Annotated in this window: 10 protein-coding genes; 1 reads left to right on the plus strand and 9 read right to left on the minus strand. The window is 70.8% G+C overall.

The window, feature by feature from the left end:
• Nucleotides 1–2: 2 nt before the first annotated feature.
• The 6 genes from EL338_RS18295 to guaB form a co-directional block, all read right to left on the minus strand.
• Nucleotides 3–1583, minus strand: coding sequence for a DNA polymerase Y family protein (locus EL338_RS18295; protein WP_126335048.1), 1581 nt, complete (start codon nucleotides 1581–1583; stop codon nucleotides 3–5).
• Nucleotide 1584: 1 nt separating this feature from the next.
• On the minus strand, nucleotides 1585–2247 hold the full coding sequence (gene imuA', locus EL338_RS18300) for a DnaE2-dependent mutagenesis accessory factor ImuA' (protein WP_126335049.1): 663 nt from the start codon (nucleotides 2245–2247) through the stop codon (nucleotides 1585–1587).
• Between the two features lie 187 nt (nucleotides 2248–2434).
• Nucleotides 2435–3997 carry a glutamine-hydrolyzing GMP synthase gene (guaA, locus tag EL338_RS18305; RefSeq protein WP_126335050.1) on the minus strand — a complete coding sequence of 521 codons (1563 nt, stop codon included), beginning with the start codon at nucleotides 3995–3997 and terminating at the stop codon, nucleotides 2435–2437.
• A 42-nt stretch (nucleotides 3998–4039) separates the two neighbouring features.
• On the minus strand, nucleotides 4040–5776 hold the full coding sequence (locus EL338_RS18310; protein ID WP_126335051.1) for an FAD-dependent oxidoreductase: 1737 nt from the start codon (nucleotides 5774–5776) through the stop codon (nucleotides 4040–4042).
• A 53-nt stretch (nucleotides 5777–5829) separates the two neighbouring features.
• Nucleotides 5830–6957, minus strand: a complete 1128-nt coding sequence (locus EL338_RS18315) for a GuaB3 family IMP dehydrogenase-related protein (RefSeq protein WP_126335052.1) — start codon at nucleotides 6955–6957, stop codon at nucleotides 5830–5832.
• A gap of 22 nt (nucleotides 6958–6979) precedes the next feature.
• On the minus strand, nucleotides 6980–8542 hold the full coding sequence (gene guaB, locus EL338_RS18320; RefSeq protein ID WP_126335053.1) for an IMP dehydrogenase: 1563 nt from the start codon (nucleotides 8540–8542) through the stop codon (nucleotides 6980–6982).
• A 121-nt stretch (nucleotides 8543–8663) separates the two neighbouring features.
• Between guaB and EL338_RS18325 the strand changes: the two genes are divergently transcribed.
• Nucleotides 8664–9068, plus strand: a complete 405-nt coding sequence (locus tag EL338_RS18325) for a DUF5319 domain-containing protein (RefSeq protein WP_126335054.1) — start codon at nucleotides 8664–8666, stop codon at nucleotides 9066–9068.
• A gap of 16 nt (nucleotides 9069–9084) precedes the next feature.
• Here EL338_RS18325 and EL338_RS18330 read toward each other — a convergent pair whose 3' ends face one another.
• From EL338_RS18330 to EL338_RS18340, 3 genes are all read right to left on the minus strand, one after another.
• Nucleotides 9085–10299: an anti-sigma-D factor RsdA gene (locus EL338_RS18330; RefSeq protein WP_126335055.1), complete on the minus strand. Its 1215-nt coding sequence runs from the start codon at nucleotides 10297–10299 to the stop codon at nucleotides 9085–9087.
• The gene (locus EL338_RS18335) at nucleotides 10292–10870 is read right to left on the minus strand and encodes a sigma-70 family RNA polymerase sigma factor (protein ID WP_126335056.1); all 579 of its coding nucleotides are present in this window, start codon (nucleotides 10868–10870) and stop codon (nucleotides 10292–10294) included. Before EL338_RS18335 ends, EL338_RS18330 begins: the two co-directional genes overlap by 8 nt.
• Nucleotides 10871–10959: 89 nt before the next feature.
• Entirely contained in the window at nucleotides 10960–11790 is an 831-nt protein-coding gene (locus EL338_RS18340; protein WP_235666197.1) for a tetratricopeptide repeat protein, read from the minus strand.
• Nucleotides 11791–12042: the final 252 nt, after the last annotated feature.

Below are 12042 nucleotides of genomic sequence, written 5' to 3' on the forward strand. Positions count from 1 at the left end.
GATTACTCATAGGCCCCCTCCACATACCAGCGCCGGCGGCGGTAACACAGCAGCAGCGCGAGACCGAGTTCGGTGGCCGAGGCGTCCTCGAGCAACACCTGGGCCCGCGCGGTCCGGCCCGGCGACTCCTGATCCCACCACCGCTCGTCGACCGGCCACGGCCCCGTCCACCAGCGCAGCGCACCACTGTGGGCGCGATGACCGGCGGCCAGCCGCGCCGGCTCGGAGGAGAACATCCCCCGGGTGGTCACCCGCACCGGATTTCCCTGGGCATCAAGCAGATCCACCGGATCGTCGAGCAGGACCGCGGGCGCCGGCTCCGGCAGCCGACCCGGCCAGGGCCGATCCGGTTCCGCTCGCGGGACCAACTCGTCGCCCAGCGGGGTCAGCGTGATGCGTTCGGCGGGGCCGCGACCGCCGCTGAGGACCGGCAACTGCACGGCATCCGGGCCCAGCAGGCCCTGGACGCGGACCAGCGCGCGGCGGGCCCGGAGGCGGTCCTCGTCGCCCACCCCGCCCCACAGCGGAAGCTGCAGCGCCCCGGCGGACACCAGTTCCACCGGATGCAGACGCAGTGTGGTGATCGGGCCGGTGGGGCGATCGGCGGGGTGCCGTCGGTTCAGCCAGCCGTCCAGCTGCCAGCGGATGCGATCGGCGGTGGCGTCCTCGGTCAACGGTTCCGCACACCGCCACACCCGGTCCAGCTCCTCGCCGTTGCTGGTCACCGCCTGGATCGCCAGCCGGGTGCAGCCCACGCCGGCCGCCTCCAGGTTCCGGTGCAGCTCGCTGGCCAGCGTCCGGCCGGCGAACGCCGCCGCGTCGACCCGATCGATCGGCGGGTCGCAGTCCAGCACCGCGTCGCGTTCGGGTGGCAGCTCCCGACCCGAGGGGGCCCGCATGGGCTCGGCCCGGGCCATCCGGTGGGCCACCACCGCATCCGCACCGAATCGCGAGGCCACATCGGTGCGGGGCAGCTCGGCGAACCGGCCGAAGGTACGAATCCCCATCCGCCACAACAGATCCGCCAGCTCGTCGCGGCCGGGGGCGGCCAGGCTCGGCTCGGCCGCCAGTTGCCGGATCGACAGGTCGGACAGGAACCGCGCGTCCCCGCCCGGGGCGACGATGCGTCCGGCGCGGGCGGCGAACACCGCGGTGGGCAACTGATCGGCCACCCCGATCTGACATTCGGCCCCCGCCGCGGCCACGGCGTCCACCAGTCGTTCGCCGGCCTCCTGCTCGGATCCGAAGTACCGCGCCGCCCCGCGCACCGACAGCACCAACAACCCGGGTCGCAGCACCTCGGCGCGCGGCACCAGGTCGTCGACCGCGGCGATCACCGCCTCGAAGAGCCTCGCGTCCCGACCCGGATCCGCGGCCACCACATGCAATTGCGGGCAGCGGGCCTGTGATTCACGCCGGCGCAGCCCGCGCCGTACCCCGGCCGCGCGGGCCGACGATGAGCAGGCCACCACCCGGTTGGCCAACGTCACCGCCACCGGGGCCGTCTCCGGCAGTCCCCCGGCCAGCGCCGCGGCCACCGCCGGCCAGTCCATGCACCACAGCGCCAACACCCTTGCCGTCATGTCAACCCGCTCGGGCGCACCGGCCGCGGGCCCGCAGGGACAGCCGGACCTCGCCGACCCGTCCGGACCCGGACCCACCCGTCAACTCATAACCCCGGACCCGGGCGTCCAGCCGGACCTGGGCCCCCTGCCAGTCGGCTCCGGTGACCAACAGGGTGCAGCCCTTGTGCCGGGCCCGCGCCGTCATGGACCGCGCCCGCGCCGGGGCGACCGAACGTCCGGTCAGGTCGAGCACCACCAGATCCAGGCCGTCCATCAGCACCGAGGTCACCTCGAGCGGGTCGGCGCCGGGGTCGGGGATCACCGCCAGCCGGCTCAGGTCCGCCCCCATCTCGACCGCGGCCAGCAGGCTGGCCCGCGGATCCCCGACGATGGCCGCGTAGCCACCGCCCGCGGTCACCGCGGCGACCATGTTCAACGGCAGGGAACGCGCGCCCGTCAGCACCGCCACCACCCCGCGCGGCAACCCCCGGGGCAAGAGGTCCGCCAGCGCTTTCGGGACCGGCAGCAAAGATTCCGAGGTCGGCGAAGGGTCCGTCGCACCCTCGGGCCCCCGCCGGGACGCCCCCACCCGCCCGGAGACCGCGGCGATCTGCCGTCGCAGCTGTTCTACCTGTTCAGAGCGATTTTCGGCGTGCCGACTCAGAGAAAGTGCCGCCGTCATCGCCCGCCCTCCAGCTCGTCAGAGTTACGCCGCATTCGAAACTTTGTTCGATAGAGCGAGTAAACACCCACCCACCGACAGCGTCAAGCGAGCGAGACGGCAGAGACACACGTGACACGTGTGACGGATCAGACCTGTTTTGGGCAGCCTTCAGCGACCGAAAACACTCCAAACATGGGCGCTCGGACTACTCCCATTCGATGGTGCCCGGCGGCTTGCTGGTCACATCCAGCACCACGCGGTTGACCTCGGACACCTCGTTGGTGATCCGGGTCGAGATGCGCTCGAGCACCTCGTAGGGCACCCGCGTCCAGTCGGCGGTCATGGCGTCCTCGCTGGAGACCGGGCGCAACACCACGGGATGACCGTAGGTCCGGCCGTCGCCCTGCACCCCCACCGACCGCACGTCGGCCAGCAGCACCACCGGGCACTGCCAGATGTGATGATCCTGACCGGCGGCCGTGAGTTCCTCGCGCGCAATGGAATCCGCGCGGCGCAGGGTGTCCAGTCGGTCGGCGGTCACCTCACCGATGATCCGGATGGCCAGCCCCGGTCCCGGGAATGGTTGGCGGGCAACGATTTCCTCCGGCAGACCCAGTTCCCGGCCGACGGCGCGGACCTCGTCCTTGAACAGCAACCGCAACGGCTCGACGAGCTTGAACTTCAGGTCGTCGGGCAGCCCGCCGACATTGTGGTGGCTCTTGATGTTGGCCGCTCCGGTCCCGCCGCCGGATTCCACCACATCGGGATATAGCGTGCCCTGGACCAGGAATTCGACCTCGGCCTCGGTGGAGCCCAGGGTGTCGCGCACCGCGCCCTCGAAGGCGCGGATGAACTCGCGGCCGATGATCTTGCGCTTGCCCTCCGGGTTGGTCACACCCGAAAGCGCCTCCAGGAACCGGGTTTCGGCATCGACGGTCACCAGCCGGGCCCCCGTCGCGGCGACGAAATCCCGTTGCACCTGGGCCCGTTCACCGGCGCGCAGCAGGCCGTGGTCGACGAACACACACGTCAGCCGGTCCCCGATGGCGCGCTGCACCAGCGCGGCGGCCACCGCGGAATCGACCCCGCCGGAGAGCCCGCAGATCGCGCGGCCGTCGCCGATCTGCTCGCGCACCTGGGCGATCAGGGCGTCGGCGATGTTGGCCGCCGTCCAGGTCGCATCGATCCCGGCGAAGTCGTGCAGGAACCGGCTGAGCACCTGCTGGCCATGCGGCGAGTGCAGCACCTCGGGGTGGTACTGCACCCCGGCCAGGCGCCGCGCACGGTCCTCGAAGGCCGCGACCGGCGCACCCGCGCTGCTGGCCACCACCTCGAACCCGGCGGGCGCGGCAGTGACGGCGTCGCCGTGGCTCATCCACACCGGCTGGGTGTCCGGCAGCCCCGAATGCAGTTCGCCGCCGGCGACTTTCAGCTCGGTGCGGCCGTACTCGCTGGTGCCGGTGCGCTCGACCGTGCCGCCGAGGGCCTGGGCCATGGCCTGGAAGCCGTAGCAGATACCGAACACCGGGACGTCCAACTCGAACAGCGCGGGATCGAGCTGCGGGGCGCCGTCGGCGTACACGCTGGACGGCCCGCCCGAGAGCACGATGGCCCGCGGATCCTTGGCCTTGATCTCCTCGACCGAGGTGGTGTGCGGGACGACCTCGGAGAACACCCGGGCTTCACGGACCCGCCGGGCGATCAGCTGGGCGTACTGTGCGCCGAAGTCGACCACGAGGACGGGACGGGGTGAGGGCTGCGAATCCACCGGCTCAGTCTAGTGGCGGTCCAACCAGCGGTTTGCCCACCGTCACCCCGCCGAGCTCACCGGCTCGATGGGCAGCCGCCGCAGCGCCCCCGGCGCATCAGCCGGCACCACCGGACGCTGCGGTGCGATCGGGTCCAGCCGACGGTAAGGCTGCCCCTGGGTGGGACGGAGATCTTCTTCGCCCTTGTTGGGCCACAGCGCGGCCGCGCGCTCGGCTTGGGCGGTGATCGACAACGACGGATTGACCCCCAGATTGGCCGAGATCGCCGCCCCGTCCATCACCGACAGCGTCGGATAACCGTAAACCCGCTGGTACGGGTCGATCACGCCATGCTCGGGGCCGTCCCCGATGGCCGCCCCGCCCAGGAAGTGGGCGGTCAGCGGGATGTTGAACAGCTCCCCCCAGGTGCCGCCGGCGACGCCGTCGATCTTGGCGGCGATCCGGCGGGTGACCTCGTTGCCGGCCGGGATCCACGTCGGGTTGGGTTCGCCGTGCCCCTGCTTGCTGCTCATCACCCGGAAGCCGAGCCGGGTCTTCTTCGAAAACGTCGTGATCGAGTTGTCCAAATGCTGCATCACCAGCGCGATCATGGTCCGCTCGCTCCACCGGGTCGGGTTGAGCAGCCGCAGCATCTTGCGGGGATCCTGCCGGGCCTGATCCAGCAGCTGCCGCCACCGGGGCACGTCGGTGCCCAGCGGACCCGCGCCGTCGGTCATCAGGGTCTGCAGCAGCCCCATCGCATTGGAACCCTTGCCGTACCGCACCGGTTCGACGTGAGTGTCCGGCGTGGGATGGATCGACGACGTGATCGCCACCCCGTGGGTCAGGTCCAGATCGTCGCCGACCTCGAGGCGGCCCGCCCCGACGATCGACTCCGAGTTGGTCCGGGTCAACACGCCGAGTCGATCGGATAACCGCGGCAGCTGCCCCCCGTCGCGCATCTTGAACAGCAGCTTCTGGGTGCCGTAGGTGCCGGCGGCCAGGATCACGTGCGATGCGGTGAACGTCCGGCGCCGGCGCCGCAGCAGCCGGCCGGTGCCGGCGGTCTTCACCTCCCAGACGCCGTCGCCGCGCTGGCTGAACCCGGTCACCGTCGTCATCGGGATCACCTGCGCCCCAGCCGATTCGGCCAGCCCGAGGTAGTTCTTCAGCAGGGTGTTCTTCGCCCCGTAGCGGCAGCCGGTCATGCACGCACCGCATTCGATGCACCCGGTCCGCTCCGGGCCCACGCCGCCGAAGTACGGGTCGGGCACCCGTCGGCCGGGCGTCTTCTCGCCGTCGGGACCGAAGAACACCCCGACCGGGGTGGGCACGAAGGTTTCGCCGACGCCCATCTCGTCGGCGACCTCCTTCATGATCCGGTCGGCGTCGGTGAACGTCGGGTTGGTGACCACCCCGAACATGCGCTTGGCCTGCTCGTAGTGCGGCATGAGCTCGGCGCGCCAGTCGGTGATGTGGGCCCACTGCTGGTCGGCGAAGAACGGCTCCGGCGGGACGTAGAGGGTGTTGGCGTAGTTCAGCGAGCCGCCCCCGACGCCGGCGCCGGCCAGGATCATCACGTTGCGCAGCAGGTGGATGCGCTGGATGCCGTAGCAACCCAGCTTGGGTGCCCACAGGAACTTGCGCAGGTTCCAGGAGGTCTTGGCGAAGTCGGTGTCCTCGAAGCGGCGGCCCGCCTCGAGCACGCCCACCCGGTAGCCCTTTTCGGTGAGTCGCAGCGCGGAGACGCTGCCCCCGAACCCCGACCCGATGATGAGAACGTCGTAATCCGGCTCCATGCCAGCCAGTATGTACTTACTGGCCAGTAACCTCTAGCTAGGTTTGCCTAACTTCAGGAGCCGACCGTCAGGCCGACCTTCTGGAATTCCTTGAGGTCGCAGTACCCGGCCTTGGCCATCGACCGGCGCAGCCCACCCACCAGGTTCAACGAACCGAACGGGTCGTCGGACGGGCCGCTGAGCACCTGATCCAGCGACGGCCGCTCGCCGAGCGCGATCTGCAGCAGCGCACCGCGCGGCAGCGACGGGTGCGCCGCGGCCGCCGGCCAGAACCAGCCGTCGCCCAGCGCCTCGGCGGACTGGGCCAGCGGCGTCCCGAGCACCACGGCATCCGCGCCGCAGGCGATCGCCTTGGCCAGTTCGCCGGAGGTGTGGATGTCGCCGTCGGCGAGCACGTGCACGTACCGACCGCCGGTCTCGTCGAGGTACTCGCGGCGCGCGGCCGCGGCGTCGGCGATGGCGGTGGCCATCGGCACGCTGATGCCCAGCACCTCGTCGCTGGTGGTCGCCCCGGAGGTCGACCCGTAGCCGACGATCACCCCGGCCGCGCCGGTGCGCATCAGGTGCAGCGCGGTGCGGTGGTCCAGCACGCCGCCGGCGACGACGGGCACGTCGAGTTCGGAGATGAAGGTCTTGAGGTTCAGCGGCTCACCGTTGGAGGCCACCCGCTCCGCGGAGATGATGGTGCCCTGGATGATCAGCAGGTCGATGCCCGCGGCGACCAGGGTCGGGGTCAGCGCCTGGGCGTTCTGCGGGCTGACCCGCACCGCGGTGGTGACCCCGGCCTCGCGGACCCGAGACACCGCCGCGCCCAGCAGGTCCAGGTCCAGCGGCGCGGCGTGCAGTTGCTGCAGCAGCCGTACAGCCGCCGTCGGCTCCGGCTCCTTGGCGGCGGCCTCGACCACCTGCGCGACCTTGGCCTCGACGTCGGCGTGGCGGCCGATCAGGCCCTCGCCGTTGAGGACGCCCAGGCCGCCGCGGCGGCCCAGTTCGATCGCGAATTCGACCGACGCCAGCGCGTCGGTCGGGTGGCTGACCACCGGGATCTCGAACCGGTAGGCGTCGAGCTGCCAGGCCGTCGAGACGTCCTGGCTGGAGCGGGTGCGCCGCGCCGGCACGATATTGATGTCGGCGAGCTCATAGGTGCGCCGCGCGGTGCGGCCCATGCCGATTTCAACCATGTCACGCACTGAACAAGTCCCCCTAGCGCGCGTAGTAGTTCGGTGCTTCGACGGTCATCGTGATGTCGTGCGGATGGCTCTCCTTGAGGCCCGCCGCAGTGATCCGCACGAATTGCGCCTGCTGCAACTGTTCGATGCAGGACGCGCCGGTGTAACCCATCGCGGCCCGCAATCCACCGGTGAGCTGGTGGATCACCGTCGACAACGGGCCCCGGAACGGCACCCGGCCCTCGATGCCCTCGGGCACCAGCTTGTCCTCGGAGAGCACGTCGTCCTGGAAGTAGCGGTCCTTGGAGTAGGACTTGGCCAGGCCGCCGGTGGCGCCGCGGCCCTGCATGGCACCCAGCGATCCCATCCCGCGGTAGCTCTTGAACTGCTTGCCGTTGACGAAGATCAGCTCGCCCGGCGACTCGGCGGTGCCGGCCAGCAGCGAGCCCAGCATGGCCGTCGACGCGCCCGCGGCCAACGCCTTGGCGATATCGCCCGAATACTGCAGGCCGCCGTCGGCGATCACCGGCACACCCGCCGGCCCGCACACCGCGACGGCCTCGAGGATCGCGGTGATCTGCGGGGCGCCGACACCGGCGACCACGCGGGTGGTGCAGATGGAGCCCGGACCGACCCCGACCTTGACGGCGTCGGCACCGGCCTCGACCAGCGCGGCGGCCGCGCTGCGGGTGGCGACATTGCCGCCGACCACCTCGACCCGGTCGCCGACCTCGGCCTTCAGCTTGCCCACCATCTCGAGCACCATCCGGTTGTGGGCGTGCGCGGTATCGACGATCAGCACGTCCACCCCGGCGTCGGTGAGCGCCATGGCGCGTTCCCAGGCGTCCTCCCCCACGCCGACGGCCGCACCGACCAGCAGCCGGCCGTCGCTGTCCTTGGTGGCATCGGGATGCTGTTCGGTCTTGACGAAGTCCTTGACGGTGATCAGCCCGGTGAGCTTGCCGTTGCCGTCGACGATCGGCAGCTTCTCGATCTTGTGCCGGCGCAGCAGACCCAGGGCGGCGTCGGCGCTGACGCCCTCGCGCGCGGTGATCAGCGGCGTCTTGGTCATCACCTCCGAGACCGGCTTGTTCAGGTCCACCTCGAAGCGCATGTCGCGGTTGGTGATGATCCCGACCAGCAGCCCGGCGTCGTCGACGACCGGCAGCCCCGAGATCCGGAACCGCGCGCACATCGCGTCGACCTCGGCCAGAGTGTTCGTCGGCGAGCAGGTCACCGGGTCGGTGACCATCCCGGCCTCGGAGCGCTTGACGGTCTCGACCTGGCCGGCCTGCTCGGCCAGCGGCAGGTTCCGGTGCAACACGCCCATGCCGCCGGCGCGGGCCATCGCGATGGCCATCCGCGCCTCGGTGACGGTGTCCATCGCCGAGCTGACCAGCGGCACCTTGAGCCGGATCTTGCGGGTCAACTGGCTGGAGGTGTCCGCCGTCGCGGGAATCACGTCCGAGGCGGCAGGCAGCAGCAGCACGTCGTCGAACGTCAGACCCAACATCGCGACCTTGTGCGGATCATCGCCGCCGGTCGGAACGGCGGTGCGTTCGGCGTCGGATACGGGTCGGGATACTGCTTGTGCCATCAGGGCGGCCTCCACTAAGGCATACGGAGCGAGAGTGCCATCCTATCGGCTCCCGGTGACGACGCCGCCGCCCCGGCGGGTATCACTGGCTTCCCCCAGTGCGGCTGCGTAGGGTGGAGGCGTGCGCGACCATCTACCTCCGGGATTGCCGCCAGACCCGTTCGCCGATGACCCCAGTGACCCCTCGGCCGCCTTGGACGCCATCGAGCCCGGGCAGCCGCTGGACCCGCAGGAGCGGTCCGCGGTCGAGGCCGACCTCGCCGATCTCGCGGTGTACGAATCACTGTTGGCGCACAAGGGACTTCGCGGTCTGGTGGTGTGCTGCGACGAATGTCAGCAGGACCACTACCACGACTGGGACATGCTGCGGGCCAATCTGCTGCAGCTGCTCGTCGACGGCACCGTGCGTCCGCACGAGCCGGCCTACGACCCGGAACCCGACGCCTACGTCACCTGGGACTACTGCCGCGGATACGCCGACGCCTCGCTGAATCAGGCGGCTTCCGAAAGCGACGGCTACCGCTAACTAGTTCAGGTCCGGACTAGTTCAGGTCCGGGATCGGCAGCTCGATCAGCGGGCTGTCCGCCGTCGTCGTGACCACTTCCTCGTCGACCTCGACCGACTCTGGCACGGACACTTCCGGCGCCGAGGTCTCGATCTCCACCGCAGTCGTGGGCACCGTCGTCGGCTCGGGCGCCTCGGCGACCGGCGGGGCCGACGACGTCGTGGTGCGGACCGCGCTGCTGGTCGGGGCCGGTGAACTGGTCGCCGACGTCGGCGTGGGGGTGGCCGTACTGGTCGGCGTCGCGGGCGGCGACGTGGGCTCGGTCGTCGGTTCAGTCGTGGGCTCGGTCGTCGGTTCGGTGCTGGGCGTCCCCGGTTCCTCGGTCGGTTCGGCGGCGTCGGACTCGGTGGGCTCGGCACCGGGCTCGGTGGTCTCGCCGGGCTCGGTCGGTTCCGTGGTGGGCTCGCTGGGCCCGGTGGTCTCGCCCGGGACGGTCGTGGTGGCGTCGTCCTCGGTGGGAACCGTGGGCTCGTCCGACGGTGCGGTCGTGGTCGGCGCGACGACGGCGGGCAACTCCAGCAGCGTGACGCCCGGTGGCGGGGGCACCGAGGGCGCCCCCGGTGCGACGGCCGGCAAGGTGGCCTGCGCATCGCGGGTACCGACCTTGACGCTCAACTCATTCCACTGCTGGACCAGCTCGGTCTTGTGCTCGACGTCGTCGACGGTCTGCACCGTGGTGCTGACCTGCTCGAGCTTGGCCTGGGCCTGTTCCCAGTCGCCGCGCTCGATCAGTTGCTGCACCTCGGCCATCTCGGTCTGGGCGGCCAGGGTCACGCGGTCGTCGCGCACCGACGGCGACTCCCCGAACAGCGCGGTGCGCAGGCCGTACATCGAATCGCCGGGCTGCGCGCCGCCGACCAGGGCGCCGAAGCCACCGATGGCGAGCACGCCGGCGGCCAGGGACGCGACGACGGTCAGTCCGCGCCGCGGCCGCGGCTTCGGGGTCTGCGCGGCCAGGCCCTCCTGGATCGCGGCGGCGGCCTCGTCCTCGGAGACGAATCGGCGGACCGAGGGGCCGCGAATGCCGTCGCGCCAGTCCTCGAGCAAAGCGAACAACTCGGCGTCGCGGGGGTCGGCCGGGCGCACCCGGCGCTGTGCGGCCAGGGCGTCGAGCAACTGATCGGTGCGGGCGATGTCGGCCAGGGATTCGGGTTCCTGCGACGCGCCGGAGCCGGGGCGGAAGTCAGGCATAGTCGTACCCCGAAGCCGAGATCTCGTTCTTGAGTTTGGCCAGCGCACGGTGCTGGGCAACCCGGACCGCGCCGGCGGTGCTGCCCACCGCCGCGGCCGTCTCCTCCGCGGACATTCCGACCACCACGCGCATGATCAGAATTTCGCGCTGCTTCTCGGGCAGCACTTTGAGCAGTTCCTCCATCCGGGCCGCCGAGTCGGCGTTGATCGCCTGCTGCTCGGGACCCATGTCCGGGGCGTAACGCTCGGGCACCGACTCCGTCGGTTCCGCGCGATTGCGCCCCGCCGCGCGATGCGCGTCGGCCACCTTGTGAGCTGCGATGCCGTACACGAAGGCCAGGAACGGGCGACCCTGATCCTGGTAGCGCGGCAGCGCCAGCATGGCGGCCATGCACACCTCCTGTGCGACGTCGTCAGCTGAGAGACCACTGCGCTCCGCGGTTCCGACGCGAGCCCGGCAATACCGGACCACGATGGGGCGAATAGTCTCCAGCACTTCCCGGAGCGCATCACGGTCGCCGGCCACCGCTTCAGCAACGACGGCGTCGAGACGTTCTCCTGGAATTGTCATCGACGGCGATATCTCCAACGTTACGGCCGGACAGATCCCGGCGGCGCGGCACAGCTAAACAATAACGGCCCGGCGGGACCGTCCCGTGGTCAACGCGCGCACCATGCGCCTCCGCGCTGGCCGACGACGTCGGCGGCGGTATCCCTGATCAGCCGAACCTGCTCCACCGTATGTACCGCGCTGCCGATCCCCAAAAGCAGACTCGCCACCGCCCATCGCAGCGGGGTCAGGCCGTGCGCCTCGGTGCGCGCCAGCAGCCCGTCGGCCAGCGCGGTGGCTTCGGGGACGCGCCCCGCGCAGCACAGCGCCGCGGCCAGCACCACATCACTCTTGACGCGGTGCCGCACCGAGGTCCCGTCGGCCGCCAGCGCCACCCCGCGCTGGGCGTGATCCAGCGCGGGGTCGGGGTGGCCCTGCGCCATGGCGAGTTCGGCGCTGACCCACGCGATGCGCACCGCGTGCCGGTCGACGGACGCCGTGGGTTGTTCGGACCGGGCCTGCTGCAGCAGGCGCTCGGAGAGGGCGAACCGGCCCAGCCCCAACGCGTCGGCCGCGAGTCCGACCAGCGCGTCGGTGCGGGCCTCGCGGTCGTCGCCGGCCAGCAACAGCGCCCGGCCGTCCCAGCCTCGGGCCCGCGCGTGCCAACCGAGCTGCCGCCACAGCGAGGCCTCGGTGCTGTGCCCCAGGGAGGCCAGCGGACCGGCCGGCGCCTCGCGGCGCAGCAGGGCCAACTCGGTGCGCGCGGCGCCGTAGCGCCCCTGCCCGCCGGCGGTCACCGCGCGCAGCCAACGCTGGACCGAATCCTGCGCGGGTGGCAGCGGCCAACGTTCGGGAATGTCCCCGAACGCCGCGGCGTACAACGGCCCGTTCACCGGCCCGTTCACCGGCCCGTCGGACGGGCGGGGAAATGCGTGCGACATCGGCCGGACGCTATCAATTCACAAGTTAACAGTTGACGCCCGCCGCGTTACGAACACATAAATCGCTGCGAGATTGCGGGTAAACGAGTTTGCCACCGAGATGACAACGACGTGCGGAAATTCAAGATCGGTGCGGGACTGCCGGTTTCGACGAGTCGTCGCGATGGCGCGAAACCGGCCAAAGGATGAACATGAAGTAAATTCTTACGCTGCGGATATGCCCTTTACCACAGCGTCCGACTATTGACTCGC

The organism is Mycolicibacterium chitae, from assembly GCF_900637205.1.
In the GTDB taxonomy this organism is placed as follows: Bacteria; Actinomycetota; Actinomycetes; order Mycobacteriales; family Mycobacteriaceae; genus Mycobacterium; species Mycobacterium chitae.